Origin of the sequence: Leisingera sp. XS_AS12 (assembly GCF_041224635.1) — a bacterium.
Classification (GTDB): Bacteria; Pseudomonadota; Alphaproteobacteria; order Rhodobacterales; family Rhodobacteraceae; genus Leisingera.
The window spans coordinates 15,770-42,587 of the sequence record NZ_JBGFGM010000040.1; the positions used below are offsets into that span (position 1 = coordinate 15,770).

Sequence of the window (26,818 nt, forward strand, 5' to 3'; positions counted from 1 at the left end):
CGGTTCAGCACGGCTGTAGACGTGGAATTTATTAATTGATGCCCGGAAAAGGTGGCTGAATTTGGGCGGGAATATGCCTGAATTGCTCCGACTGTTGCGGCTTGCGCAGGCAATCTTGGGGAATTTCAGTTTGTTGTCGGCGACTCGGCGACAATGCGGGGCGGCGTGGTGCGAATCGAAACTGCTGCAATAAAAATCGCGTCATTTGGCTGAAAATGGTCAAAAAGGTCGCACTCCTTAATTTTCTCTGCATAGAGTGCTCCCATCACCGGCAGCGAGTCGGTGTCTGACTTACGGAGAGTTTTTGAGATGAGCAGCCGCACAGAGCCGAGCTTCCGCGAGAGCGTGGACCTGATGTTTAACCGGGCCGTATCCCTGATGGATCTGCCGCCGGGGCTGGAGGAAAAAATCCGTGTCTGCAACGCTACTTACACGGTGCGTTTCGGGGTGCGTCTGCGGGGGGCGATGCACACCTTCACGGGCTATCGCTCGGTGCATTCCGAACATATGGAGCCGGTCAAGGGCGGTATCCGCTATGCCACCGGCGTCAACCAGGACGAGGTCGAGGCGCTGGCCGCGCTGATGACCTACAAATGCGCGCTGGTGGAAGCCCCCTTTGGTGGGTCCAAGGGCGGGTTGTGCATCGATCCGCGCGAATACGAGGAACACGAGCTGGAGCTGATCACCCGCCGCTTTGCCTATGAACTGGCCAAGCGCGACCTGATTCACCCCAGTCAGAACGTGCCCGCGCCGGACATGGGAACCGGCGAACGCGAGATGGCCTGGATTGCAGACCAATATGCGCGCATGAACACCACCGATATCAACGCGCGCGCCTGTGTCACCGGCAAGCCGCTGAACGCGGGCGGTATCGCCGGCCGGATCGAGGCGACGGGCCGTGGGGTTCAATATGCCCTGCAGGAGTTCTTCCGCCACGAGGAAGACAAGGCCGCCGCCGGCCTGTCCGGCAAGCTGGACGGCAAGCGCATCATCGTCCAGGGCCTGGGCAACGTGGGCTACCACGCGGCCAAGTTCCTGAGCGAGGAAGACGGGGCGCGGATCACCGGCATCATCGAGCGCGATGGCGGTCTGTTCAACGAGGACGGCCTGGATGTCGAAGCGGTGCGCAACTGGATCGTCAAGCATGACGGCGTTTCCGGCTATCCGGACGCCCAGTATGTCGAGAATGGTGCGCTCTTGCTGGAAGAGGAGTGCGACATCCTCATCCCCGCGGCGCTGGAAGGGGTCATCAACCTGTCCAACGCCGAACGTGTGAAAGCGCCCTTGATCATCGAGGCCGCCAACGGGCCGGTCACCGCTGGCGCGGACGAGATCCTGCGCAAGAAGGGCTGCGTGATCATCCCCGACATGTATGCCAACGCAGGCGGTGTGACGGTGTCCTACTTCGAGTGGGTGAAGAACCTCAGCCACATCCGCTTTGGCCGCATGCAGCGCCGCCAGGAAGAGGCGCGTCATCAGCTGGTGATCGACGAGCTGCAACGACTGGATGACGTGATGGGGGAAACCTGGTCGATGTCGCCGGACTTCAAGCAAAAGTACCTCAAGGGCGCGGGCGAGCTGGAGCTGGTGCGCTCGGGGTTGGATGACACCATGCGGGTGGCCTACCAGTCGATGCGCGAGGTCTGGCACAGCCGGGAAGAGGTCACCGACTTGCGCACTGCGGCCTATCTGGTCTCGATCGACAAGGTGGCCAAGAGCTATCACGCCAAGGGTCTCTGAGACGCCTTTGCGCGGAGTATCGAAATGGGGCGGTGGGGAAACCTGCCGCCCCTTTTTTCGTCCGGATCACGCCGGTTTCCGCGGATCGACAATTCGAACTGGACAGAGGTGGATAGTTTCCTATGAATTGCGAACAGGGGGACGCGGCGTCGTGGCGGATGTTACCGGGGGCCGTTGATCCGCTCGCAGGCCTTGAGTGAGGGGGGAGCGACATGCGGTTTTCGGGCTGGCGTGTGTTGAAAGAGGGGGTGACCGGCAACACGGGCTGGCGGCCGCAGTGGCGCAATCCGGCGCCGAAGGCCGAATATGACGTGGTCATCATCGGCGGGGGCGGTCACGGGCTGGCAACCGCCTATTACCTGGCGCGTGAACACGGCATCACCAACGTGGCCGTGCTGGAAAAGGGCTATCTTGGTGGCGGCAATGTCGGGCGCAACACCACCATCGTGCGCGCTAATTACTATTTGCCGGGAAATTCCGAATTCTACTCCCATTCCCTGAAACTCTGGGAGGGGCTCGAGCAGGAGTTGAACTACAACGCGATGATGTCGCAGCGTGGGATCATCAACCTGTTCCACAATGATGCGCAGCGTGACGCGGCGGTGCGACGGGGCAATGCCATCATCAATCAGGGGGATGATGCCGAACTGCTGGGGCGTGACGCGCTGCGCCGCCTGGCGCCCTATCTGAACTTCGACAACAATCGTTTCCCGATCATGGGTGGTCTGATGCAGCGCCGCGCCGGAACCGCTCGTCATGACGCGGTGGCGTGGGGCTATGCGCGGGCTGCCGACATGCGTGGGGTGGACCTGATTCAGAACTGCGAGGTGACCGGCATCGACGTGGCGGGCGGCAAGGTGACGGGCGTGCAGACCACGCGCGGTCCGATCCGGGCAAAGAAAGTCGCGCTGGCGGCGGCTGGGCGTTCGGGCCAGGTGGCGGCGCTTGCCGGGTTAACGCTGCCGATAGAAAGCCACGTGCTGCAGGCCTTCGTGTCGGAGGGGCTGAAACCGATCGTCGATCATGTCATCACCTTTGCCGAAGGGCATTTGTACATCAGCCAGTCCGACAAGGGCGGGCTGGTGTTCGGCAGCTACCTGGATTTTTACGCATCCTACGCCGCGCGGGGAAATCTGCCGATGGCAGAGCATACGATGGAGGCCTGCGTGGCGATGATGCCTGCGTTGGGCAAGGCGCGGCTGTTGCGCAGCTGGGGCGGCATCATGGACATGACGCCGGATGGCTCCCCCATCATCGACCATGCGCCCATCGACGGGCTCTACCTGAATTGCGGCTGGTGCTATGGCGGTTTCAAGGCGACGCCGGGCTCGGGCAGCGTCTACGCGCATCTGATCGCCACCGACCGCCCGCATGGCGCGGCGACACGGTTCCGACTCGACCGGTTCCGCAGCGGGCGTGGCCTGATGGATGAGGAGGGCACCGGTGCGCAGCATAACCTGCACTAAGCGTTCGGCGCGGGCCGGGGATGCCTCCGGCGGGAGTATTTTTAGAAAGATGAAGGAGCGCCGGTCATGAGACTTACCTGTCCGCTCTGCGGTGCGCGCGATCACCGCGAATTCTCTTACAAGGGGGCGGCGGTGCAGCGCGCGGGCGAGGGCGCGGATCTGGAGGCCTGGCACGCCTACGTGAACCTGCGGGAGAACCCGGCAGGCCCGTTGCAGGAGTTGTGGTTTCACCATATGGGCTGCGGCGCCTGGCTGAAGGTCACCCGTGACACCGTGACCCATGAGGTCTCCAACGTCGAGCTGGCGTCAGAGGCCGGGCTGGGAGGTGCCGCATGAGACGTCCGGGAGTCGGCCTGAACCAGGGCGCAAAGCCGGTGACCTTTTCCTTCAACGGCCGCCACATGATGGGGTTGGAGGGCGATACGCTGGCTGCGGCGCTCTTGGCTAACGACGTGCACTTGGTGGGCCGGTCGTTCAAGTATCACCGTCCGCGCGGGATCCTGACCGCGGGCAGCGAGGAGCCGAATGCGCTGGTCACCATCGGCACCGGCGGCCAGCAGGACCCGAATGTCCGGGCCACCCAGCAGGAGTTGTACGAGGGGCTGGAGGCGCGCAGCCAGAATTGCTGGCCCAGCGTCGAGCGCGACGTGATGGCGCTGAACGATCTGGCGGCGCCGTTCCTGGGGGCGGGGTTCTACTACAAGACCTTCATGTGGCCCGCGCCGTTGTGGGAAAAGCTCTATGAGCCGCTGATCCGCCGCGCCGCCGGGCTGGGGGCGCTGTCGGGGGAGCCGGACCCGGACCGCTATGAAAAGGCTTATGCCTTCTGCGACGTGCTGGTAATCGGCGCGGGGCCAGCCGGTCTGATGGCGGCGCTGACCGCGGGCCGCGCCGGGGCGGATGTGATCCTGGCAGAGGAAGACAGCCGCATGGGCGGCCGCCTGCTGGCCGAGCGCGAAGAGGTCGGCGACAGGCCCGGTCACGTCTGGGCGGCTGAGGTTCTGGCCGAGCTGGAGGCGATGGACAACGTGCGGCTGATGCCGCGAACCGCCGTCACCGGCGCCTATGACCATGGCACCTACGGGGCGCTGGAGCGCGTCTCGCACCACCTGCCGCGCACCCACTCGCTGAAAGACAGCCACCGTCCGCGCGAATGTTTCTGGCGGATCGTGGCGAAACACGCGGTGCTGGCGACGGGCGCGATCGAACGCCCGGTCGCCTTCCGCAACAACGACCGCCCGGGCATCATGATGGCCGGTGCCGTGCGCGCCTATCTGAACCGCTGGGGTGTTGCGCCGGGCGAGCGCGTCACCGTCTTTGCCAACAATGACCAGGCCCATCGGACCGCGCGCGACCTGCATGACGCGGGCGTACATGTGGCGGCGGTGATCGACAGCCGTCATGACGCGCCGGACGGTGGCCCTTTCCAGGTGATCCGTGGCGCCCAGGTGTGTGACAGCGCCGGTCGGCAGCGATTGGAGAGCATCACCCTGCGCTCCGTGAGGGGAGAGGAAAAGATCCAGACCGATTGCCTGGCGATGTCGGGCGGCTGGAACCCGTCGGTGCATCTGACCTGTCACCTGAATGCGCGCCCCGTGTGGAACCGCGAGGCGCTGGCCTTTGTGCCCAGTCCCGGCGCTGTCCCGGGCCTGGTCGCGGCGGGCGCCTGTAACGGGACGTTCTCCACCGCAGGCGCATTGCGCGAGGGGGCAGAGGCCGCGACATCGGTTCTGGAGGCGCTGGGCCTCCGGGTGACCGCTTCGGATCTTCCGGATGCGGAGGATGACCCCTATCGCATCGCCGCGCTCTGGGCGGTACCGGGCAAGGGGCGCGCCTGGCTTGACTTTCAGAACGATGTCACCGTCAAGGATGTCAGGCAGGCGGCTGGCGAGAACTTCCGTTCGGTTGAGCACATGAAGCGCTACACCACGCAAGGCATGGCGACCGATCAGGGCAAGAACTCCAACGTGGCGGCGCTGGCGGTGCTGGCCGATGTCACCGGGCGCACGATTGCCGAGACCGGCACCACCACCTTCCGCCCGCCATTTGTGCCCGTGTCCATCGGCGCCATGGGGGGCGGGGCCGCGGGGCAGGGCTTCAAGCCGCAGCGCTTCCTGACCTCCCATGCTGAAAACGAGGCCCGGCGCGCGCATCAGCTGGAGGTCGGCCTTTGGTACCGCGCGGCCTATTTTCCGCAGCCGGGGGAAACCAATTGGCGACAGTCCTGCGACCGCGAGGCGGCGATGGTGCGCAGGACGGTTGGCATCTGCGATGTCTCGACCCTCGGCAAGATCGACGTTCAGGGGCCGGATGCGGGCAAGTTTCTCGACTTCCTCTACACCAACACGATGAGCACGCTGAAACCGGGCAAGGTCCGCTACGGGCTGATGTTGCGCGAGGACGGTTTCGTCATGGACGACGGCACCTGCGCGCGGCTGGATGACCACCATTTCCTCGTCACCACCACCACCGCGGCTGCGGGCGAGGTGATGGCGCATATGGAGTTTGTCAGCCAGGTGTTGCGTCCGGACTGGGACGTGCGCTTTGTCTCGGTGACCGAACAATGGGCCCAGTTCGCCGTTGCCGGGCCGAAATCACGCGCGCTGTTGAACGATTTGCTGGAGGAAGAGGTCACGGGCGAGACCTGGCCCTTCATGGGCTGCGGTGCGGCGACTGTGCAGGGCGTGCGCGGGCGGCTGTTCCGCATCTCCTTTTCGGGGGAGCACGCGTATGAGCTGGCCGTGCCGGCGCGCTATGGCGAAAGCCTGTACCGCCTGTTGCTGAACCGGGCCGAAGCGCTGGAGGGTGGTCCGTATGGCATGGAGGCGCTGAATGTCCTGCGGATCGAGAAGGGGCTGATTACCCATGCCGAGATCAACGGCACCGTGACCGCCGGTGATCTGGGGCTGCAGGGCATGATGTCCAGCAAGAAGGATTTCATCGGCAAGGCAATGGCGGGCCGCGAAGGCCTGTTGGGCGATGACCGCATGCAGCTGGTTGGGCTGAAACCGGCTGGGGCCGCCAAGGAAATCACCGCCGGTGCGCATCTGTTCGCACCGGGCGATCCGGTGGAGCGGGTCTATGATCTCGGCCATGTGACCTCGGCCGCATTTTCGCCTGTGCTGGGCCATCCCATCGGCCTCGGCTTTCTGAAGGAGGGCCGCAGCCGCATCGGAGAGACCGTGCGCATGGTCGATCACATGCGGGGGGCCGACACCCTGTGCGAAGTGGTGTCCCCAGTGTTCTACGACCCGGAAGGAGAGCGAGCCCGTGGCTGACCTGATTTCAAAAAGCCCCTGTGACGGGCTGTTGCCGGTAACCGTCGGCGGCATGAAACTGATCGAGGAACACCCCGGCCAGATGTGGTCGATCGCCCCGTTCAAAGGGCAGCAGAAAGCGCTGGATGAAGCGTTGCAGGCGGCGCATGGCATGGGGTTGCCGACAGCGAACCTGGCGACCGGCAAGGCGGGGAACCGTGCACTCTGGTTTGGCCGGGACATGGTCATGTTGATCGGGCCGGAGCCGGATCGCAGGCTGGCGGACCACGCCGCGCTGACCGATCAGAGCGATGCCTGGGCGGTGGTGAAGCTCGAAGGAGAGAGGGGCGAGGACGTGCTTGCCCGGCTCGTGCCCGTGGATCTACGGCCGCAGGTCTTCAAGCGTGGTCATACCCTGCGCACGGAGCTGAAGCACATGATGGCCTCGATCACCCGCATTGGCGCGCAGTCGTTTCAGATCATGGTCTTTCGCTCCATGGCCAGGACGCTGGTCCATGATCTGAAAACAGCCATGGAAGCTGTCGCGGCGCGGGGGTAGTCTGCTTGGATCACCAACTGATTCCCGGAGTGCGTCCATGATTCGCATCGCCCTCGCAGTCGCCGTCCTGGCGGCGCCGGTCTATGCTTCTGAAACCAAAGAGGAAAGCTGCAAGTATCAAGGGCAGGTCATGGCCGCGGTTCAACAGGCGCGACTGGATCGGGTGAAGCAGGAAGACGTGGAACAGGTCATTCTGGACAGCGAACACGACTGGCCCGCGGCCTATTCCAATGCCATCCCGCAACTGGCAAGCCACGTCTATTCCATGACGCGGCGCGATTTGAAAAACACCGATCTCGGTGCCGTCTTCGAACAGCAGTGCCTGCAGAACTGGGATCAGATCCAGGCGATGCAGAAACAACTGAAGTCGAACTGATATGGCCCTGCCGCCCGGCTTTCTGGATGAATTGCGCACCCGCATCAGCCTGTCTGATGTTGTCGGGCGCAAGGTCATGTGGGACCAGCGCAAGTCGCAGCCGGGCAAAGGCGATTTCTGGAGCCCGTGCCCGTTCCACCACGAAAAGACCGCCTCGTTCCATGTCGAGGACCGCAAGGGGTTTTATTATTGCTTCGGTTGCCACGCCAAGGGCGATGCGCTGAAGTTCGTGCAGGAGACCGAGAACGTCAGCTTCATGGAGGCGGTGGAAATCCTGGCGCAGGAAGCGGGCATGGAGATGCCCAAGCGCGATCCGCGCGCGCAGGAAAAACAGGATCGCCGTACCCTGCTGGCCGATGTCATGGAACAGGCGGTCCAGTATTTCCGCCTGCAGTTGAAAACAAATGCAGCCGCCGAGGCGCGCGCCTATCTGCAGCGTCGGGGGCTGACAGGGCAGGCGCTGGAGCGCTGGGAGATCGGCTTTGCGCCCAATGGCTGGCAGAACCTGTGGGACGCCCTGCGCGGCAAGAATGTGCCCGAGGATCTGATCATCGGTGCGGGCCTCGCCAAGCCCTCGACCAAGGGCGGCAAGCCCTATGACACCTTCCGCAACCGGATCATGTTCCCGATCCGCGACGCCCGCGGCCGCGCCATTGCCTTTGGCGGCCGGGCGATGGATCCGAATGATAACGCCAAGTACCTGAATTCGCCCGAGACCGAGCTGTTCGACAAGGGCCGCAGCCTCTACAATCACGGGCCTGCGCGCGCGGCCTCGGGGCGGGGCGCGCAGCTGATTGTGGCCGAGGGCTACATGGATGTGATCGCGCTGGCAGAGGGCGGCTTTCCGTCCTCGGTCGCGCCATTGGGCACCGCGATCACCGAAAACCAGCTGCAGATGCTGTGGCGGATGTCTGATGAACCGATCATCGCGCTGGACGGCGACAAGGCGGGGCTGCGTGCGGCCATGCGCCTGATCGACCTCGCCCTGCCGCTTCTCGAAGCAGGCAAGAGCTTGCGCTTTGCCATCATGCCGGACGGCAAGGACCCCGACGACATGATCCGCAGCGACGGTCCCGAGGCGGTGCAGGCGGTGCTGGATCAGGCGATCCCGATGGTAAAGCTGCTGTGGCAGCGCGAAACCGAGGGCAAGGTCTTTGACAGCCCCGAGCGCAAGGCGGCGCTGGACAAGGCGTTGCGTGAAAAGATCCGGCTGATCCGCGACCCGTCGATCCGCAAACACTACGGCGAAGACATCAAGGAGATGCGCTGGCAGCTGTTCCGGGGCAATAGGGGCGGCGGTGGCGGCGGGTTCCAGCAGCGCGGCGGCAAGGGCGGTGGGTTCCGTGATGGCGCCCGCGCGCCCTGGAAACCGGGCAAGGGCTTTGGCGTCATCCCGCAGCCACGGGCCACGACGCGGGCCTCCCTTGTGGCGGCGGCGGCGGACGAATCCTTTGCCGCGATGCGAGAGGCGGTGATCCTCGCCACCGCCATCACCACGCCAGCGGTGATCCCGCAGTTCGAAACAAGTCTCGAACGTCTGCAATGTGCCGACCCGGATCTGGCGGCGCTGCGCGACCTGGTGCTGCGCCACGGCATCGACGCGCCAGAGCGGCTGCGCGAGGAAATCGACTGGGCTTTGGGTCCGCAGGCCCTTGAAAACCTCTTCGGCCTTCGCCATGTGGCAATCATTCCCTGCCTGCGCAAACCCGGCGATATCGAGCTGGCCAGCATGACCCTGGCCGAGGAACTGGCCAAGCTGGAGGCGCGGCGCGGGCTGGATGCGGAACTGGCCGAGGCGGAGGAGGATCTGGATGGGCTGGCGGATGAGGCGCTGACCTGGCGCCTGCGACAGGCCGCGGAAGCGAGAAACCGGGCATTGCGCAGCGAAAATGAAGACAAGGCAACCTATGACGTGGGCAAGAATGGCGCCCGGCTCAACCGGGATGAGCGCGACGCCTTCGGGGCCCTTTTGGATCGCATAGGCTTTTCCGAGAAGTGACACGCAGGGGTGATTCTGCGTTTTGCTAAGGAAGAGCACAGGAAAATTGGGTAAACGGGGTGACGAATCAGATGATCGCGCTAATGATTCGGCTCAGCGAATCACCCGCAGCCCCTGATATGGAGCATTGAATGGCCGCCAAAGACACCGACGACCGCAAACCTGACGATCAGGATGCCGAAATCTCCCTCGACATGAGCCAGGCTCAGGTCAAGAAGATGATCGCGGAGGCCCGCGAGAAAGGCTACATCACCTACGATCAGCTCAATCAGGTTCTGCCGCCGGATCAGGTCAGCTCGGAACAGATCGAAGACGTGATGTCGATGCTCAGCGAAATGGGCATCAACATCATCGAGGACGAAGAGGCCGAGGAAGAGGAAAACAAGGGCACCACCGACCTTGTGACCACCGAAGGCCCGCGCGAGGTCGCGCTGGCCGGCGCGCAGACCGAGAAGCTGGACCGCACCGATGACCCGGTGCGCATGTACCTGCGCGAGATGGGCTCGGTCGAACTGCTGAGCCGCGAAGGCGAGATCGCGATTGCGAAACGCATCGAGGCGGGACGCAATACGATGATCGCCGGGCTGTGCGAAAGCCCGCTGACCTTCCAGGCGATCACCATCTGGCATGACGAACTTCTTTCCGAAGACATCCTGCTGCGCGACGTCATCGACCTGGAGGCCACCTTCGGCAACCAGCTGGACGAGGACGGGGAAGAGGAGCCGGTTGTCGATCCCTCCGCGGTTCAGGCCGCCAAGCCGAGCGCCAAGGACGAAGGCCCGGAGCTGGATGCCGATGGCAATCCGATCTCCAAGGACGATGACGACGACGACGAGGACGAGCAGGCCAACATGTCGCTGGCCGCGATGGAGGCTGCGCTCAAGGATCGGGTGCTGACCACGCTGGAGCGGATCTCCACCGACTTCGCCGAGCTGAGCGAGATGCAGGACAGCCGGATCTCGGCCACCCTGAACGAGGACGGCTCGTTCAGCGCGCAGGACGAGGCGCGCTATCAGCAGCTGCGCTCGGAGATCGTTGAGCTGGTGAACGGGCTGCACCTGCACAACAACCGCATCGAGGCGCTGATCGACCAGCTTTACGGCATCAACCGCCGCATCATGCAGATCGACAGCGCGATGGTGAAGCTGGCCGACCAGGCCCGCATCAACCGCAAGGAATTCATCGAGGCCTACCGTGGCCGCGAACTGGACCCGAACTGGCTGTCGGAAATGGCCGAAAAGCCGGGTCGCGGCTGGCAGATGTTCATCGAACGCTCCACCGACAAGGTCGAAGAGCTGCGCGCCGACATGGCCCAGGTCGGCCAATATGTCGGCCTCGACATCTCGGAATTCCGCCGCATCGTGCAGCAGGTCCAGAAGGGCGAGAAGGAAGCCCGCCAGGCCAAGAAGGAAATGGTGGAAGCCAACCTGCGCCTGGTGATCTCGATCGCCAAGAAATACACCAACCGCGGGCTGCAGTTCCTCGACCTGATCCAGGAAGGCAACATCGGCCTGATGAAGGCGGTGGACAAGTTCGAATACCGCCGCGGCTACAAGTTCTCGACCTATGCGACCTGGTGGATCCGCCAGGCGATCACTCGCTCGATCGCGGATCAGGCGCGCACCATCCGGATCCCGGTCCACATGATCGAGACCATCAACAAGCTGGTCCGCACCGGTCGCCAGATGCTGCACGAGATCGGCCGCGAGCCGACCCCGGAAGAACTGGCAGAAAAGCTGCAGATGCCGCTCGAAAAGGTCCGCAAGGTGATGAAGATCGCCAAGGAACCGATCTCGCTCGAGACCCCGATCGGGGACGAGGAAGATTCGCAGCTCGGCGATTTCATCGAGGACAAGAATGCCGTGCTGCCGCTCGACAGCGCCATTCAGGAAAACCTCAAGGAAACCACCACCCGGGTTCTGGCGTCGCTCACCCCGCGCGAGGAGCGGGTTCTGCGGATGCGCTTCGGCATCGGCATGAACACCGACCACACGCTGGAGGAAGTCGGCCAGCAGTTCAGCGTGACCCGCGAACGGATCCGCCAGATCGAGGCCAAGGCGCTGAGGAAGCTCAAGCACCCCAGCCGCAGCCGCAAGCTGCGCAGCTTCCTGGATCAGTAATTTCGAAAGGCGCCCTGCGGGGCGCCTTTTTCGTTTGCGCGACGGCCGTTCATAAGTGGCTGGTCACTCCGTTGAATTGCAGGCATGGTCTCCTGCAAGCCGACGACGTTGAACGGATGGACGAATTTGGCATGACGAACACCCCACAGTTTTCGGGTCGAGACCTCATCGTCTTCGATGGCTCCTGCGTGCCGTGTTCCGGCTTCTTCCGCTTCATGCTGCGCCATGACCGGGCCGGGCGGTTCAGCTTCGCCACCGCGCAATCGCCGCTGGGCCAGCAGCTTTACCGCGATCTTGGCCTGCCTTCGGATGATTTCGAGACCAACCTGGTGATCGTCTACGGCCAGCTCCATCAGCGCCTTGATGCCTTTGCCGTGGCGATGCGGGCGCTGCCCAGGCCCTGGCCGGTGCTGTCCCTGTGTCGCTTCCTGCCACGGCGACTGAAGGATGCGTTGTATTTCGCCATCGCCCGCAACCGCTACCGGCTGTTCGGTCGGCAAGACAGCTGTCCGCTCCCCAGCCCGCAGATCCGTGCCCGCTTTGCTGCCGGGAAGCTGTGAGCATGCGGGATGCCTTTGCTCAACTGATCGAAGCCAACAAGCTGGACGTTCCCCCGGTCCTGCGGCGCTTCCACGCCGAGCCGCCCGCGTTGAGCCAGGGACAGGTCACGGTGGAGGGCGGTCGTCGCTGGGGCAGGTTGCTCGCCGCGCTGGCGGGGTTCCCGCCCCCCATGTCACGCAGCCGTTTCCGGCTGGAGGTGGCGCGCGAGGGGAAGGGACATGTCTGGCGGCGCAGTTTTGCCCGGCACAAGACCAGCTCGTTTCTGCAATACGATGCCCGTAGCGGCCGCGTGGTGGAGCGGTTTGGCCCGGTGGAGCTGGAGCTGTCTGCAACCGCGCGCGACGGTGCCCTGATCATCACCATCGAACGCGCGCGACTGTTCGGCTTTACCTTGCCGCCGTCTTTGTGTCCGCAGAGCACGGCAATGGAATATGAGACTCCCCAAGGCAATCTGGGCTTCGATATATCAGCCAGCTTGCCGCGCATCGGCCTGCTGGTCCGCTATCACGGCTATCTGACCCTGCCAGAACTGGATCTGCGGCGTTAACCATTTGCTAACACTTTCGTTGCCTCGGGACGTGTGGGTCGGGTAGGTGAGTGGCATTGCCCGTTGTCCATTCTGGGGGGAAGATGTCTGCTCATACTGACATGACAGCCGCCTTGACGGCGCTGACGGACCGGCTCCGCGAGTTGAATGATCTGGTCACGGCCAATCATTTCATGGTCGAAGCGATGGCCAACCAGCAAGACCAGCTGAAGCAGATGAGCGTAACGGAAACACGTACGTTTCTGCGGCGTCAGGCACGCGAGAAGTTCCATCCGGAAACCGGTGATGCGCCGAATCCGGCTGCCCTCGCCGTGCTGGAGGAAGTGTTGAGTCCCAACCAGCAAAGCGCCGAAATCATAGCCTTTCCCAAGGAAAGACAGCGCCGTATCGGCACTTGACGCGCTGAATTGCGGCTGTCGCCGTTGCCCGGGGCTTGTACCTGCCTACGCCAGCACAGATATACGAAATGTCACTTGCCGTGTAAGCCGCGCTGCGCCGATATTGGACAGGCGCGGCCTTGCCGTGCAGGCTCGGGTACGGAGGACGGAATGGGCAAGATCAGCAAAATCATCAAAAGCGTTTGCTTCGCCGTTGTGCCGCTCGCCGCGGCCTGCACCCAGCCGCAGGGGAATGTCTTGCACACCATGCATGGCGCGCAGGTCCATCGACTGGAGGATGCGCGGTTTGAAGTGGTGCCGGAAATCGGCGCCGTTCGGGATGCCTATTGGTGCGCGGCGGGGGAATACGCCCGCCGGGCCGGTGGCGCGGACTGGGGCGACCGGGTCTATGTCGCGCGCGGCCTCGCTCGCGGTGAGGCAGTGGATCGCAAGTCGACGGTGGTGTTTTCCCTTGTGCCTGTCGCCGGGGCGGAGCCGCAGCCCTGGCTGATGCGGGTCAACCGGTTCCGGCCGGGCGATTACCTGACGGTACAGAGCGCCGAGCGGCGCTGCGAAAACCTGCGCCCCTTTGTCTGGAGCGCAACATGACACTGATCCGCAAATTCCGAACCCTGGCCTGTGCTTCCGTTGCATTTGCCACGCTGCTCGCCTGCACCGTGGCAGAGCCGTCCCTGCAACCGCAGCCAGGCCGGCAGGCGCCGGTGCAAGCGCCGACCACCTTCGTGGCCATCAACGGCCTGACGGCCGTGTCGCTGCCAAATGGCCTTGTCGAGATCAAGGGCCGAGCGGTTCGGCAGAAGGATGAGTACTGGTGTGCGGTCGGCGATTATGCCCGCCGTGGCCCGCGGGTGCCGTGGGATACACGCATCCGGGTCGTGCGCGGCATCGGTGCCCCGGCCTCGGGCGGTGCGCGTTCCGCGGTCCAGTTCACCCTGACCCCGGATCCGGTCGCGGATCAGCCCCAGCAGTCCAACGTGATCACCGACATTCTGCGACCGGGGTACAGCCGGAGCGTGACACATGCCTATGGCAATTGCCGGGACATGATTTTCCCGCACCCGTTTCGGTGAAGGATGGCGGCTCGCATGGCGCAGCATGAATTTGTCATCCGCACCCGCGGGCCGGGCCTTTATGAATTCACGGACGAGCTACGCAGCTGGTTGCGCACAACCGGAATGGAGAGCGGTCTCTTGACCCTGTTCGTGCGCCACACCTCCTGCTCGCTGCTGGTGCAGGAAAACGCCGATCCCGACGTGCAGACCGATCTGCAGGCCTTCTTCAGCCGACTGGTGCCGCCGTCGGATCATCCGTCCATGGCCTATCTGCGGCACACCTATGAGGGCCCGGACGATATGCCTGCGCATATCAAGGCAGCGATGATGCCGGTCAGCCTGTCGATCCCGGTCAGCGCCGGAGACCTGCTCCTGGGCACTTGGCAGGGGGTCTACCTGTTTGAGCACCGCAGCGCCGCGCACCATCGTCGGGTGGCCGCGCATTTGGCCTGAGCGCTGGCGAACCTCTTTATCTTGCGGCCAGAAATCAACTCTACCCAAAGTCTGGAGGGTGGCCTATAGTTGTGGATAACCGGGCGAGGCCCGGCACAAATTACAGGCTGACAGGATTGAGGGAGCAGGCAGATGCGCTGCCCATTTTGCGGAAACATCGACACTCAGGTCAAGGATTCACGCCCGGCCGAGGATCACGTATCGATCCGGCGGCGGCGGTTCTGCCCGGCCTGTGGAGGGCGTTTCACCACCTATGAGCGGGTGCAGCTGCGCGACCTCGTGGTGATCAAGACCAACGGCAAGCGCGAGGATTTCGACCGCGACAAGCTGGAGCGCTCGATCCGCATCTCGATGCAGAAACGTCCCATCGAACCCGATCGCATCGACCAGATGATCTCTGGGATCGTGCGGCGGCTGGAGAGCATGGGCGAGACCGATATCCCGTCCAAGCGGATCGGTGAGATCGTGATGGAGGCCTTGGCCCGCATCGACACCGTCGCCTATGTTCGGTTTGCCAGCGTCTACAAGAATTTCCAGGCAGCAGATGATTTCGAGGACTTCGTCCACGAGCTGCGCCCGCCAGTCGCACCGGAAGAATAATGGACAGCGATCATCGTTTCATGGCCTTGGCCCTGTCCCTGGGGCGACGCGGCCAGGGCAACTGCTGGCCGAATCCGGCGGTGGGTTGCGTGATCGTCAAGGAGGGCCGGGTGGTCGGCCGGGGCTGGACCAATCCCGGCGGTCGTCCGCATGCCGAGACCGAGGCGCTTGCGCAGGCAGGCGAAGCCGCGCGGGGTGCCACCGCCTATGTCACGCTTGAACCCTGTTCCCATCAGGGCAAGACCCCGCCCTGTGCGCAGGCGCTGATCGACGCCGGGCTGGCGCGGGTCGTCGCCGCCATCGAGGACAGTGATCCTCGGGTATCCGGCCAGGGTTTCCAGATGCTGCGCGAAGCCGGGATCGAGGTCACCACCGGTGTTCTGGGCGGCCAGGCGGCGCGCGATCATGCCGGCTTCTTCCTGAAAACCGAACAGGGGCGTCCGCTGGTGACGCTGAAGCTGGCGAGCAGTTTCGACGGGCGCATCGCCACCGGCTCGGGCCAGAGCAAATGGATCACCGGACCCGAGGCACGTCGCGTGGTGCACGCGATGCGCTCCCGCCATGATGCCGTGATGGTGGGCGGCGGTACCGCGCGGGCGGATGACCCGTCGCTGACGGTGCGCGACCTCGGGGTTGAACAGCAACCGGTGCGGGTGGTGATTTCCCGCCATCTCGACCTGCCGTTGATGGGGCAGCTGGCGCGCACGGCGCGGGATGTGCCTGTCTGGCTTTGTCACGGCCATGGCGCCGACCCCGAGCGTATCCAGGCCTGGGAGGGGCTGGGCGCCCGGTTGATCCCATGCGCCTCACATGGGGTGCAGCTGGATGCTTCGGATGTGTTGCAGCAGCTGGGGCAGGCCGGGCTGACCCGCGTGTTCTGCGAGGGCGGCAGCGCGCTGGCGGCCTCCCTCCTCGCCTTTGACCTGGTGGATGAGCTGATCGGCTTTACCGCCGGGCTGGGAATCGGTGCCGAAGGGTTGCCGTCGATCGGTGCGCTGGGAATTGGCCGGCTTGAGGAGGCGCCGCGTTTCGACCTGGTCGAGACCCGTCCGGTCGGCACCGACATCCTGCATCGCTGGACCCGCGCCCTGCGCTGACGGCTGCGCGCGGGCCTTCTGCCCTGGCTGACGTCAGGGGGGGCGTCAGTCGGCGCAGGCGTAGGCGGGCTTGCGAAAATTCTGCCTCAATCTCGCTGCCTCAGCGCCAGAGGTGCGCATGCGTGGCAAACAGTCCCTGCAGCTTGGCCAGCAGCCGGTTGCCATGTCCGGGGTGGGGCAGCGTGCCGTCTCGCAGGCGCCGCACCGCAACCTCGACCGGGCAGGCCTGCCCCGTTACCGGGTCGAAGTAACGCGGGTAGTCAATCAGCGCCGCATGGACCAGCCCGGTCAGCGAGACCTGCACATTGCGCCAGGGCGGCGCTGTCGCGTGGTCGCGGGTCAGCCCCCAGCCAGCGTAGAACGGCATCCCCAGCGTGGTGACCTGCACCCCGCGCAGTAGCGCCTCGAACCCCAGCAGCGAGGTCATCGTCCAGACCTCCTGAACCGTGTCCAGCAGCGCGGCAGGGTCGGCATGGGTTGCCACCACATCCGCGAGGCCCGCCGCGTCGATCGCGCCACGGCGCAGGCCGGCTTCCACGTCGGGATGCGGTTTGTAGATGATGACGGCCTCCGGGTTGGCGGCGCGGGCGGCCTGCAGCAGGGCGAGGTTGTTGCGCACCTCTGTCGCGCCGCAAAGGATCGAGGCGTCATCCTCCACTTGCCCCGGCACCAGAATGCGGTGACCCTGGGGCAGGGGTGGGCAATGCCCGCCGAGATTGTATTTCGTCAGCTGGCCATCGATCAGGTCGGCGATCAGCCGCTCGGCCCGCCGCTCCTGTGCCGCGCTCAGACGGGCGCGCCGGGCAACCAGCTGATCGAGGTCCGATGGCTGGCGCGGATCGTAGTAGATCCCCCGGCTGTCCGTGACCAGCGACAGCGGTGGCACCAGCTCGGCCCCAAGGCCGCGCGAACGCAGGAAGCCGTCTTCTATGCGAACGGTTTGGGCATCCGCGGGTGTCGCCTTGCCAGCCCAGATCATGCGCCTGCGCCCCGTTCGCTCCGCCGCGTCGGGGGCATCGGAAAACCGCACCCGCTTTTCCGCACCGAAGAAGCGTTGCAACGGTTTGCGCTTCCAAAGCCGCATCTTGGCGGCGACCCAGCCGTGCCGGTCCTGCCGCCACGCGCGGGTCTGTGCGTCAAGGTTGTCGAGCACGGTTTCCAGCGGGCACAGCTGGTCGCGAAACGGGTCATACCACGTCGGGTAGAGGATCATGGCGGCGGCAAACAGCTGCGCGCGCGTGAGCCGTCTGCTGCGCCGTGCCGGTGGCCGGTCGTCGACCGTCAGCCCCCAGCCCGCATAGAAAGGCTGGCCAAAGACCCGTGGCCGGTGACCGGCGAGAATGGCCTCGAAGCCAAGCTGCGAGGACACCGTGTAAACGCCGACAGCCCCTTCGAGCAGCGCCCAGGGAGAGGGGGAGCCTGTATAGAGTTCCACGCGGCCCTGCGCATCCGCCGCCTCATAGTAGCCAGATCGGAAGCCGTGCAGGGTTTCCGGATGGGTTTTGACAAGCACCCGTGCGCCGGGGTGTTCCTCCTGGGCATAGGCCAGCATTTCCAGAAACCGCGCCCTATCCGCGCCCGAGGCCCGCACGGAGGCATCGTCCCTGGCCTGGTCCACGACCAGCACATAACCGGGGTCAGGCACCGCTGTGGCAGGATCAAAGGCGTTGTACTTGCTCAGATGCGTGTCCTGCAGCCGGGCGATGGCATCGCGGGCCCGTTGCAGCAGGTGGGTATCGTCCAGTGGATGGGTGTTCAGCAGCCGCTCCAGATCGGAGGGCCGGCTCGCGTCGAAATGCACACCGCTGCAGTCAAGCAGCAACCCGGCGGGCGGCTCGCCCGCCCGGCCCGGGTGCAGCGAACGCAGGAACGCATCCTCGATTCGCAGCACGCCGCAACCTCGCCGGGCCGCCACCGCCAGGCCGCGCCCCGAAGTGGGGGAGGCTCCCCAGACGCCAACCAGATCCTCGGCACCCGGTCGGCCGAGCCTGATGCCGTAGCCCGCCAGCTGCAGGATACGCCGCAGACGCCGCTGGGTCAGAAAACCGCCGTTGTAAACAAAAAGCCGGGATGCAGCGCTCCCGGCTTCCTGTTGACCTGCGGTCAAGGTCATTCAAATACGGCCGCGGTACTGGAGACCGACGCCACCGGCGACACCAGCAGCGAAATCGTCTTGGTCCACTGGGTGTAGGGCGCTTCGGTGACATAGAGGGTGTCATCATCGCGGATCACGAAGTCGCGGGCGATGAACAGGCCGTTGGGTTGGGTCAGGTTCAGCACGTAGACCATGCGTTGCGCGCCGATCAGGTCGTCACGTCCCAGCACCTGGTTGGCAATCTCGGCCGGCTCGTTGCGCAGCACGAAGACGCCGGTGGGGTCCGACGCGGTCGAGATCAGCCCGCCGACCTGGGCGATGGCTTCCAGTGCCGACAGGTCCTTGCTCTCGAACGGAACCCGTGCCTGGGCGGAGGTTGCGCCGAGCGCGGTGAAGGATCGGGTGTCTTCTTCGACAAGGATGCGGTCGCCGCCGCGCAGGGCGATGTCCAGCTCGGGGTGGTCGAACAAGTCCTGGAACCAGATCTTGCCCTTTTCCTTGCCACGGATCACGGTGACCTGGGCGATTTCGGGCTGGATCGTCACGCCGCCGGCATTGGCCAGCATCGCCGACAGGGTCCGGGTCGGGCGCTCGATCGGGTAGACGCCCTGGCCTCCGACGGCCCCCGTCAGGCTGACTGTTGCCCCGTCGCCGGCCAGACGACGCACCTGCACCTGCGGATCCGGTGTCTGGTCTTCCAGCTTCTTGGTGATGGTTGCGCGCAGCTGCTCGGGGGTATTGCCCGCCGCGCGCAGGCGACCTGCGTAGGGCACGAAGATATAGCCGGCGCTGTCGACCTGGACTTCCTCCAGCAGTGTGGAGTTGGTAGCCTCGGCGGCCAGCAGCCCGTCATCGACGTTTTCCCAGACCGTCAGCCCCAGCACGTCGCCCGGGCGGATGGTGTCGGAGGTCAGCCGACCTGCGGTGATCAGGGATTGCGGGAATCCCAGCGCCGGGGCCACCGCGGTGGCGCGGGCGACACGGTCATTGACCGAAACGATGAAGGCATCGCCTTCGCGTTGGACAGAGCCCGCGAAGATCTGGCGTTTGTTGGGGCCGACTTTGGGCAAGCCGCAGGACGCGGCCAAGGCCACGGCAGCCAGCAACGCCACGGGACGCGCCCAGCGAAGGGGTACGGATTTCACTGCTCGGTCTCCTCGACCAATTGATGTTTGCCTCAAGTTTTAGGGGCAAGTTAACCGCGTCACTGGGAAAAATCCAGCCTTGGGTTGGCCGCGGTTCAGGTCACCACGCGCAACTGTTGCCGCGGAGCCGCTGTGCCGAGGCGCAGCGCGTCGTAGGGATCTTCGTCGGCCAACATCATATCGGTGACCTGGCGCAGCAACTGGCGCCGCCCCTTGCGTGAGTAAAAGCCGCCGGGAACCTGCGAGGTTTCCAGCAGGAAGCGGCGGTAATCCTTGTAGGCGCGGGCGTCCGGACGGCTCGCCTTGCCGAAGAATTCGGCCAGCGGCTGTTCCGAGACGAACTCCGGTTTGCCATAGACGGCGCGTCCGAAGATCCGCAGCGGGATGCCGCGCCACAAGACCTGCTGGCCCGCGGTGGAGTTGACGGTGACGGCGCTGCGCGCTTCGTTCAACAGCTGTGCTAGTTTGCCGCCGCGCACATAGTGGACGCGGTCGGCGATCCCATGCTCGCGGGCGAGGCGGCGCAGGGTGCGACGGACCTGGGCGCGGCCGTCCTCAAGCGGGTGGGCCTTGATGACAAGATGGTGATGGCGCGGTGCGCCCTCGGCAAAGCCACGGATCACCTCGGCAAGGAATTCGCCCATGCTGGCAAAAGGCGAATGCATCTGAAAGGCGCTGTCATGCTCCAGTTGCAGCAGCGCCAGATGATAGGGAAAGCCATCGTTTTGGATGCGCCACTCCGCCAGCTGCCGTTCCAGCGCCTGAATCGGCATCAGCAAGAGCCGTTTCAGGTAGAGGCGGAATTCTTTGGTGACGGTCAGGGCGCGATGGGGCCGGAAATTGCGATAGCCCTGGTTCAGGAACATCACGAAGCCATGATAGAGCGCCCCGTAGAAGATATGCTGTCGCATGTCACCCCAATGGGCCGGAGGCAGCGGGGTCTCCAGATCGCACCGGGCCAGCGCCTCCTGCATCTGCGCCACATCCAGTTCCATCAGGCGGGAGTGGCCATTGGCGCCGCCGCGCTCATAGGTCACCCAGAAGGGCCGCAGATAGCCTTCCTCGAAGACATGTACGGTGAGGCCGCGCGCCCGCGCGGCTACCACGGCGGCGGCGTGGATGGGGCGGGTGTCGCCATATAGCACGATGTCCGTGATGCGGCGCTGGTCCAGCAGGGCGCACAGGAACTCAGGCCACTCCTGCGGCTGTCCGGTGAAAGGCACGTAGCTGGCCTTGTCGCGCCAGAACGCTTGATCCCCGGCGTTGAACCCGACCCGGACCACCTCGCAGTCAGCCGATTTCAGCATGCGGCCAAGGGCTGCAAAAAACGGCCCGTGCGGGCCTTGCAGAAACAGGAAGCGTTTCGGGGTCATGGGTTGGTCCGGCATCTCGGTCGGCAGAATACTACGGCGGTCTCAAGCTGTGGTTAACAATTGACTGGGGCGAAACTATGACTGGACGTCGGGCAAAGGCAAGCCGGGGCTTGTGAAGGGCGCGTGGCTTGGCTACCTCTGCCAGTGACAGATCTATCACCGGCAGGAGCGGACCCATGTTCACAGGCATCATCACCGACGTTGGCACCATCGTCGAACTGGAGCAGCAGGGCGACCTGCGGGCCCGGATCCGCACCGCCTACGACACCGCGACCATCGACATCGGTGCCTCCATCGCGTCGGACGGCGTGTGCCTGACCGTGGTGGAGCTCGGGGACGACTGGTATGACGTGCAGATCTCGGCCGAAACCGTCTCCAAGACCAACCTTGGCGACTGGAAGCCGGGCAAACGGGTGAACCTGGAACGCGCGCTGAAAGTCGGCGATGAGCTGGGCGGCCATATCGTCTCGGGCCACGTCGACGGGGTGGCAGAAATCATCGCCATCCGCGACGAGGGTGACAGCACCCGCGTCACCCTGCGCGCGCCACAGGATCTGGCGCGCTTCATCGCGCCCAAGGGCTCGGTGGCATTGAACGGCACCTCGCTGACGGTGAATGACGTCGAAGGCTGCGATTTCGGCATCAACTTCATCCCGCACACCAAGGAGGTCACCAACTGGGGTGACATGGCGGTGGGTGATCGGATCAACCTCGAGATCGACACCCTGGCGCGCTACGTGGCGCGGCTGAACGAGGCAGGCTGAGCAAGGCGCGAGCCTCGGCACGCGAGGCCGCGCGGGCTGATCTGCGTGGGGGTGCTCCCGCCCCCTCGGGCTGCATGGGCATGCCGCCCGAGGCGTTGGGCCGGGCGCGCCGCTGGCGCGTCGCGCGCGCCCGCGGCACGCCAGCTATAGCGTCCCGTCGGGGCCAAATCCCCATTTGCCAACGTCTGTGCACCTGCGCACAGGGCGCGTCCGGACCCCGTGGTGCCGCTTGCGGGACTGGCATTTGTCGCGCCTCTGGGCTATCTGGCTGAAACAGAACCCGCAGTGCCAGGCGTGCTGCCCATGCGCATCGAAAGGCTGCCATATGAGCTTTGAAACACCGGGCCCGGTTGAGGCGCAGTTGCGCGACGCCATCAGCCCGATTGAAGACATCATCGAAGACGCCCGTCAGGGGCGTATGTTCATCCTGGTCGACCACGAGGACCGCGAGAACGAGGGGGACCTGGTCATCCCGGCGCAGTTCGCGGATGCGGCGGCGATCAATTTCATGGCCACCCATGGTCGTGGCCTGATCTGCCTGACCCTGCCGGCCGAACGGGTCGAGGAACTGGGCCTGCCGATGATGGCGATGCACAACTCCTCGCGTCATGAGACCGCCTTCACCGTGTCGATCGAGGCCCGCGAGGGAGTCTCCACCGGTATCTCGGCCGCTGACCGGGCGCTGACCGTGGCCACCGCCATCGACCCGGCCAAGACCGCCGCCGACATTGCGACGCCGGGCCATGTGTTCCCGCTGCGCGCCCGCCGTGGTGGCGTGCTGGTGCGCGCTGGCCATACCGAGGCCGGCTGCGACGTGTCGCGGCTGGCGGGGCTGTACCCGTCGTCGGTGATCTGCGAGATCATGAAGGAAGACGGCACCATGGCACGGCTGCCCGACCTGGTGGACTATGCCGCCAGGCACGGGCTGAAGATCGGCACCATCGCCGACCTGATCGCCTACCGCGCGCGCAACGACAACCTGGTGGTGGAAACCTCGCGCGAGACCGTGACCTCGGAATTCGGCGGCGAATGGGAAATGCGGCTGTTCACCGACCAGACCCACGGCATCGAGCACGTGGTGATGATCAAGGGCGACATCACCACGCCGGAGCCGGTGCTGGTGCGCACCCATGCGCTGCATGAGGCGACCGACCTCTTGGGCCTTGGCCCAAAGTCTGCCAAGCAGCTGCCGCGCGCGATGGAGATCATCGCCGAGGAGGGCCGTGGCGTCGTCACGCTGTTCCGCCAGCCGCGCAACGCACTTTATGCCGCCGAGGATGAAGGGCCGCGCACGGTCACCATCAAGCAGACCGGCATCGGTGCCCAGATCCTGTCGAGCCTTGGCCTGCGCGACCTGATCCTGCTGACCGACTCGCCCTCGACCAAATATGTGGGTCTTGACGCCTACGGGCTGTCGATCACCGGCAGCCGCTCTATCCTGAAGGAGGCTTGATATGGCCGGACACGAAAGCCACTACATCCTGCCGCGGGCAGAATTCGACAAGCCGGTGAAGCTGCTGATCGTTGTTTCGCCCTATTACAGGGACATCGCCGACAATCTCGTGGCCGGCGCCGCGGCCGAGATCGAGGCGGTGGGCGGCACATATGAGATCGCCGAGGTCCCCGGGGCGCTGGAGATCCCCACCGCGATCGCCATTGCTGACCGCACCTCGAACTTTGACGGCTACGTGGCCCTGGGCTGCGTGATCCGCGGCGAGACCACCCACTATGAGACCGTCTGCAACGACAGCTCCCGCGCGATCCAGCTGATGGGGCTGCAGGGGCTGTGCATCGGCAACGGCATCCTGACGGTGGAAAACCGCAAGCAGGCCGAGGTGCGCGCCGATATCGCCGACCAGAACAAAGGTGGCGGCGCTGCGGCTGCGGCCTTGCATCTGATCGCGCTCACGCGTAAGTGGGGCGATCAGACCAAAGGCATCGGCTTCAAGGCGCCCGCAGGGGCGTATCAGGTCGCCGGTACAGACAACGGATCCACCAGCGCATGAGCACCCAGGACAGTCGCCCCAAAGGCAACGGCAAGACCCAGATGAGATCGGCAGCACGGCTTTACGCGCTGCAGGCGCTGTTCCAGATGGAGCAGAGCAGCCAGACCTTCGATCAGGTCATCGTCGAGTTCGAAGACCACCGTTTCGGCGCCATCTACGAGGGCGTCGAGATGGTCGAGGGTGACACCAAGATCTTCCGCAAGCTGGTGCGCGATGCGGTGAACTACCAGGCGCCGATCGACCAGATGACCGACCGCGCGCTGGTGGCGAAATGGCCGATCGGGCGGATCGACCCGACCCTGCGGGCGCTGTTCCGCGCCGCAGGCGCCGAGCTGACCCAGTCCGACACCCCGCCAAAGGTGGTGATCAACGAATTTGTCGACATCGCCCGCGCCTTCTTCCCCGAAGGTAAGGAGCCGAAGTTCGTCAACGCGGTCCTCGACCATATGGCGCGCGAGGCAAAGCCCGAGGCGTTCTGAACCCTTGGCTCGCGGACAGTTGGCGGCCTGCCGCAGTCGGGCCGTAACTAGCTATCGCCTATAAAATGGCGCGCCCTCGGGTGCGCTTTTTTGTTGCGAGAGGGGCCCGCGCAGCCTGGCAGGGTAGGGCGGACCGGGCTGGGCGGATGTGAGCGGAGAGGCGGGCTGTGGAGGGTGCGACAAATTCCGCTCATGCCGTGCAGAACGGCTGGACGGCCCCGGAAAGGCTGCTAACCTCGGCTTGCAATACAGGAGGACTGGGATGCCTGAACTGGTGAAAATGTACATCCGCAACGTGGTGATCGGGTTCGCCATCGCGGCCGCATTCGTTGCGGTGTTGCTGTGGTTCAACGTGATGAACCTCTGGTCACTGGTGGTTGCGTCCGATGCAGGGCTGCTGGCGGTGGTCCTCCTGTGGTTCATGCACGGCATCGTCTTTGCCGGTGTGCAGTTCGGCTGGGCGGTCATGGCGATGGCCGAGCCCCCCAAAGGACCGCGTGGCGGCACGCCGGTCGCCCATCAGCTCCAGCCGGTGCGCGCCGAGGCGCGGGCCCCGTCACGGTTGGAGCGTCAGCTGCGCCGTCAGTGACCTGGGGCAATCCTGTGGCAATGGCCCCGCCGATTGGTGGAAACAGGATTGAAATCAAGGTTCCGCGCCCCTTTCAGGGGCGCTTTTTTGCGCCCTTCAGGCTGCCGCGAGAGAGACGCAAACGGCCTGAGGTGAAGGGTGGGAAGTGGCGGGAACCACCAAGCAACCGTGCGGCTTTGATTCCCGAGGACCTGTATATACAGGTGGGCGCCAGGTAATCGGACCAGGATCCGAACAGAGCCAGCTCCCTCGGAATTGCTTAAGGCCACCGGAATGCTGCCTGTCACGAGAAGGGCAGAACCCGCCAAGGGCCTAGTTAGGCATCCGGGCGGCTTTGCACAAGGGGTCAGTTTTCAACTTCTGACGCCAGGGCGCGCCGGAGCTTGGCGAAATGCGCGTCCCAGCCCTGGTCCAGCGCGAGGGTCAGTCCAAAATGCGCCACGCCCTGGGGCAGCCCGTCATGGGTCAGGCAGAGCCGGGTGCCGCCCGGCACCGGTTCAAGCTCCCAGGTGACCGTGCTGATGGTGTCGCCCATCGGGGGCACGTGAAACGTATACTGCAATCGGGTGCAGGGCTGCGCGGCGATGACCTGACCTGAAATGGTGATGCCGCCATCGCTGCACATCTCATAGGCGTTCCCTTGGTGCAGCGCCGCATCCGGCCGGTGAAACCAGTCGGCGAGCGCGTCCGGCTCCGTGAGGAAGGTCCAGACCTCTTGCGGGGTGGCGCGCAGATACAGGGTCTTTTGCAGGGTGGTCGCGGTCATTCCGGGCTCCTTTCCACAACGCTCTTCAACCGGTCCAGGCGGTCGTCCCAGAATTGGTCGAACAGGCCGAGCCAGTCCAGAACCGGCTCCAGCCCCGCCGGGTCGAGGCGATTGAGCCGCTCCCGCCCCTGCGGATGCACGACGATCAGCCCGCCCTCGCGAAGCACTGTCAGATGCTTCTTCACGGCGGCCCGGGTCATGTCGAAATGGGCCGTCAGGGCGGCAATGCTCATGTCCTGCTGGATCAGCAGGCGTATGATCTCGCGGCGGGTCGGGTCAGCAAGGGCGCGAAAGGCCAGCTGGGCAGAATCGGTCATCGGTGATTTGTGATACCTTTTGGTATCCATACCATGCGATACCAAAAGGTATCGAGTCAAGCGAAAAGCCAGCTTGCCTTTTGTTCTCCTATTGTTCACATTCGGGGGATGGAAACTGACTTGCAGCCCGGACAGAAACTGGCCCGAGGGGTGTCGCGCCACCTGCGCACGCTGGGCTATGCCTCGCTGGAGGAATTCGTGCCGACCCGAGGGCTGCGCGTGGACGTGATGGCGCTTGGCCCCAAGGGGGAGCTGTGGGTGATCGAGTGCAAATCCAGCCGCGCCGATTATCAGGCCGACCACAAGTGGCAGGGGTATCTGGAGTGGTGCGACCGGTTTTTCTGGGCTGTTGATATGGAGTTCCCGACGGAGCTTTTGCCCGACGCAACCGGATTGATCGTGGCCGATCCTTATGATGCGCAGGTTCTGCGCATGGCACCGGAGGACAAGCTGCCGCCCGCCCGGCGCAAGAAGCTCACCCAGAAGTTTGCCATGGATGCCGCACAGCGCCTGCAGAGGCTGAGGGACCCGCGCCTGGGGCGTGACGGGCTGCTTCTGGGCGGGCCTTCGGGTGAGGTATCAGCGGACTGACCTGCGGTCGCCACAGGAGCGCGGTCACTGGCTGCGCGTGGCCTTCGACTGCGAGGATGAGAGTGAGGGCTCGTGGCTCTCCCGCGCCTGAGGGTGTCCCGGCGGTGCCGGGAAACCCTTGCGGTCTTGGGCCCGGCAGCCCGCCTTCGGCGGGCTGGGGTGGCGCTGCGGCCGCTTGTGGGGCCGCGCGCCTGCCCGGCTGCGCCTTGGCCGGGGTTTGCAGGGCGGATGGTGGCGCGCGCGGCTTTGGCGGCGCGCTGGCCTGTCAGCCGATACTGCGGGCTGCCTGCGCCGCAGCGCGGATCTCGTCGGCGATTTCCTCAGCTTCTTCCGGCTCGAAATCCATCGGGATCTCGACGCCGTCGGCCTCGATGAAGATTCGAACCATGCCCTGATCGGTCGGGCCGATTTGCAGATTTGCCTCTACGTCGCGTTCGGTGTTGATACCCATTTTGCACTCCCTAACCG

At 64.8% G+C, this 26,818-nt stretch carries 29 protein-coding genes; 22 read left to right on the forward strand and 7 right to left on the reverse strand.

Annotation, left to right across the window (positions count from 1 at the left end):
* Window positions 1-125: 125 nt before the first annotated feature.
* Window positions 126-323, reverse strand: a complete 198-nt coding sequence (locus AB9K35_RS00645; RefSeq protein ID WP_369923985.1) for a hypothetical protein — start codon at window positions 321-323, stop codon at window positions 126-128.
* Between AB9K35_RS00645 and AB9K35_RS00650 the strand changes: the two genes are divergently transcribed.
* The 16 genes from AB9K35_RS00650 (at window position 310) to ribD (ending at window position 16,225) form a co-directional block, all read left to right on the forward strand.
* Window positions 310-1,740: a Glu/Leu/Phe/Val dehydrogenase gene (locus tag AB9K35_RS00650; protein ID WP_222455810.1), complete on the forward strand. Its 1,431-nt coding sequence runs from the start codon at window positions 310-312 to the stop codon at window positions 1,738-1,740. The genes AB9K35_RS00645 and AB9K35_RS00650 overlap by 14 nt on opposite strands.
* Before the next feature lie 212 nt (window positions 1,741-1,952).
* Complete coding sequence (locus AB9K35_RS00655; RefSeq protein ID WP_369923986.1) at window positions 1,953-3,206, forward strand: sarcosine oxidase subunit beta family protein; 1,254 nt, start codon at window positions 1,953-1,955, stop codon at window positions 3,204-3,206.
* 66 nt (window positions 3,207-3,272) lie between these two features.
* Window positions 3,273-3,542 carry a sarcosine oxidase subunit delta gene (locus AB9K35_RS00660; RefSeq protein ID WP_369923987.1) on the forward strand — a complete coding sequence of 90 codons (270 nt, stop codon included), beginning with the start codon at window positions 3,273-3,275 and terminating at the stop codon, window positions 3,540-3,542.
* Window positions 3,539-6,484, forward strand: a complete 2,946-nt coding sequence (locus tag AB9K35_RS00665) for a sarcosine oxidase subunit alpha family protein (protein WP_369923988.1) — start codon at window positions 3,539-3,541, stop codon at window positions 6,482-6,484. The genes AB9K35_RS00660 and AB9K35_RS00665 overlap by 4 nt, the downstream gene beginning before the upstream one ends.
* Window positions 6,477-7,022, forward strand: coding sequence for a sarcosine oxidase subunit gamma (locus AB9K35_RS00670; protein WP_369923989.1), 546 nt, complete (start codon window positions 6,477-6,479; stop codon window positions 7,020-7,022). Before AB9K35_RS00665 ends, AB9K35_RS00670 begins: the two co-directional genes overlap by 8 nt.
* Before the next feature lie 37 nt (window positions 7,023-7,059).
* Window positions 7,060-7,398 carry a hypothetical protein gene (locus AB9K35_RS00675; protein WP_369923990.1) on the forward strand — a complete coding sequence of 113 codons (339 nt, stop codon included), beginning with the start codon at window positions 7,060-7,062 and terminating at the stop codon, window positions 7,396-7,398.
* A 1-nt stretch (window position 7,399) separates the two neighbouring features.
* Entirely contained in the window at window positions 7,400-9,397 is a 1,998-nt protein-coding gene (gene dnaG, locus AB9K35_RS00680; RefSeq protein ID WP_222455816.1) for a DNA primase, read from the forward strand.
* 131 nt (window positions 9,398-9,528) lie between these two features.
* Window positions 9,529-11,517 carry an RNA polymerase sigma factor RpoD gene (gene rpoD / locus AB9K35_RS00685; RefSeq protein WP_369923991.1) on the forward strand — a complete coding sequence of 663 codons (1,989 nt, stop codon included), beginning with the start codon at window positions 9,529-9,531 and terminating at the stop codon, window positions 11,515-11,517.
* A 131-nt stretch (window positions 11,518-11,648) separates the two neighbouring features.
* Window positions 11,649-12,077, forward strand: coding sequence for a thiol-disulfide oxidoreductase DCC family protein (locus AB9K35_RS00690; protein WP_369923992.1), 429 nt, complete (start codon window positions 11,649-11,651; stop codon window positions 12,075-12,077).
* 2 nt (window positions 12,078-12,079) lie between these two features.
* Window positions 12,080-12,625, forward strand: a complete 546-nt coding sequence (locus AB9K35_RS00695; protein WP_369923993.1) for a DUF4166 domain-containing protein — start codon at window positions 12,080-12,082, stop codon at window positions 12,623-12,625.
* Window positions 12,626-12,708: 83 nt separating this feature from the next.
* Window positions 12,709-13,023, forward strand: a complete 315-nt coding sequence (locus AB9K35_RS00700; protein ID WP_369923994.1) for a hypothetical protein — start codon at window positions 12,709-12,711, stop codon at window positions 13,021-13,023.
* A gap of 150 nt (window positions 13,024-13,173) precedes the next feature.
* Window positions 13,174-13,611 carry a hypothetical protein gene (locus AB9K35_RS00705; RefSeq protein ID WP_369923995.1) on the forward strand — a complete coding sequence of 146 codons (438 nt, stop codon included), beginning with the start codon at window positions 13,174-13,176 and terminating at the stop codon, window positions 13,609-13,611.
* Entirely contained in the window at window positions 13,608-14,093 is a 486-nt protein-coding gene (locus tag AB9K35_RS00710) for a hypothetical protein (RefSeq protein WP_369923996.1), read from the forward strand. Before AB9K35_RS00705 ends, AB9K35_RS00710 begins: the two co-directional genes overlap by 4 nt.
* A gap of 15 nt (window positions 14,094-14,108) precedes the next feature.
* Window positions 14,109-14,528, forward strand: a complete 420-nt coding sequence (locus tag AB9K35_RS00715; RefSeq protein ID WP_369923997.1) for a secondary thiamine-phosphate synthase enzyme YjbQ — start codon at window positions 14,109-14,111, stop codon at window positions 14,526-14,528.
* 132 nt (window positions 14,529-14,660) lie between these two features.
* The gene (gene nrdR, locus AB9K35_RS00720; RefSeq protein ID WP_222455824.1) at window positions 14,661-15,128 is read left to right on the forward strand and encodes a transcriptional regulator NrdR; all 468 of its coding nucleotides are present in this window, start codon (window positions 14,661-14,663) and stop codon (window positions 15,126-15,128) included.
* Window positions 15,128-16,225 (forward strand): bifunctional diaminohydroxyphosphoribosylaminopyrimidine deaminase/5-amino-6-(5-phosphoribosylamino)uracil reductase RibD, encoded by a 1,098-nt coding sequence (gene ribD / locus AB9K35_RS00725; protein WP_369923998.1) that lies wholly within the window; start codon window positions 15,128-15,130, stop codon window positions 16,223-16,225. Before nrdR ends, ribD begins: the two co-directional genes overlap by 1 nt.
* Before the next feature lie 100 nt (window positions 16,226-16,325).
* Here the strand turns inward: ribD and AB9K35_RS00730 are convergent, their stop codons facing one another.
* The 3 genes from AB9K35_RS00730 to AB9K35_RS00740 form a co-directional block, all read right to left on the reverse strand.
* Window positions 16,326-18,338, reverse strand: a complete 2,013-nt coding sequence (locus tag AB9K35_RS00730) for a capsular polysaccharide biosynthesis protein (RefSeq protein ID WP_369923999.1) — start codon at window positions 18,336-18,338, stop codon at window positions 16,326-16,328.
* Window positions 18,335-19,465: a polysaccharide biosynthesis/export family protein gene (locus tag AB9K35_RS00735; RefSeq protein WP_222455827.1), complete on the reverse strand. Its 1,131-nt coding sequence runs from the start codon at window positions 19,463-19,465 to the stop codon at window positions 18,335-18,337. The genes AB9K35_RS00730 and AB9K35_RS00735 overlap by 4 nt, the downstream gene beginning before the upstream one ends.
* Before the next feature lie 95 nt (window positions 19,466-19,560).
* On the reverse strand, window positions 19,561-20,838 hold the full coding sequence (locus tag AB9K35_RS00740) for a capsule biosynthesis protein (protein ID WP_369924000.1): 1,278 nt from the start codon (window positions 20,836-20,838) through the stop codon (window positions 19,561-19,563).
* Between the two features lie 176 nt (window positions 20,839-21,014).
* Here AB9K35_RS00740 and AB9K35_RS00745 point away from each other — a divergent pair, with 176 nt between their 5' ends.
* The 5 genes from AB9K35_RS00745 (at window position 21,015) to AB9K35_RS00765 (ending at window position 24,676) form a co-directional block, all read left to right on the forward strand.
* Entirely contained in the window at window positions 21,015-21,602 is a 588-nt protein-coding gene (locus tag AB9K35_RS00745) for a riboflavin synthase (protein WP_222455829.1), read from the forward strand.
* Window positions 21,603-21,927: 325 nt separating this feature from the next.
* Window positions 21,928-23,055, forward strand: a complete 1,128-nt coding sequence (ribB, locus tag AB9K35_RS00750) for a 3,4-dihydroxy-2-butanone-4-phosphate synthase (protein WP_222455830.1) — start codon at window positions 21,928-21,930, stop codon at window positions 23,053-23,055.
* A 1-nt stretch (window position 23,056) separates the two neighbouring features.
* On the forward strand, window positions 23,057-23,608 hold the full coding sequence (locus AB9K35_RS00755; protein ID WP_369924002.1) for a 6,7-dimethyl-8-ribityllumazine synthase: 552 nt from the start codon (window positions 23,057-23,059) through the stop codon (window positions 23,606-23,608).
* On the forward strand, window positions 23,605-24,087 hold the full coding sequence (gene nusB / locus AB9K35_RS00760) for a transcription antitermination factor NusB (RefSeq protein WP_222455832.1): 483 nt from the start codon (window positions 23,605-23,607) through the stop codon (window positions 24,085-24,087). The genes AB9K35_RS00755 and nusB overlap by 4 nt, the downstream gene beginning before the upstream one ends.
* Before the next feature lie 262 nt (window positions 24,088-24,349).
* The gene (locus tag AB9K35_RS00765) at window positions 24,350-24,676 is read left to right on the forward strand and encodes a hypothetical protein (RefSeq protein ID WP_369924003.1); all 327 of its coding nucleotides are present in this window, start codon (window positions 24,350-24,352) and stop codon (window positions 24,674-24,676) included.
* A gap of 346 nt (window positions 24,677-25,022) precedes the next feature.
* Here the strand turns inward: AB9K35_RS00765 and AB9K35_RS00770 are convergent, their stop codons facing one another.
* Both AB9K35_RS00770 and AB9K35_RS00775 read right to left on the reverse strand, forming a co-directional pair.
* Window positions 25,023-25,442 (reverse strand): SRPBCC domain-containing protein, encoded by a 420-nt coding sequence (locus tag AB9K35_RS00770; RefSeq protein ID WP_222455834.1) that lies wholly within the window; start codon window positions 25,440-25,442, stop codon window positions 25,023-25,025.
* Window positions 25,439-25,759 carry an ArsR/SmtB family transcription factor gene (locus AB9K35_RS00775; protein ID WP_369924004.1) on the reverse strand — a complete coding sequence of 107 codons (321 nt, stop codon included), beginning with the start codon at window positions 25,757-25,759 and terminating at the stop codon, window positions 25,439-25,441. The genes AB9K35_RS00770 and AB9K35_RS00775 overlap by 4 nt, the downstream gene beginning before the upstream one ends.
* Before the next feature lie 108 nt (window positions 25,760-25,867).
* On the opposite strand from AB9K35_RS00775, the gene AB9K35_RS00780 reads away from it, so the two are divergent.
* Entirely contained in the window at window positions 25,868-26,350 is a 483-nt protein-coding gene (locus AB9K35_RS00780) for an MmcB family DNA repair protein (protein ID WP_369924005.1), read from the forward strand.
* Between the two features lie 265 nt (window positions 26,351-26,615).
* Here the strand turns inward: AB9K35_RS00780 and AB9K35_RS00785 are convergent, their stop codons facing one another.
* Entirely contained in the window at window positions 26,616-26,801 is a 186-nt protein-coding gene (locus AB9K35_RS00785) for a DUF6324 family protein (protein WP_222455837.1), read from the reverse strand.
* Window positions 26,802-26,818: the final 17 nt, after the last annotated feature.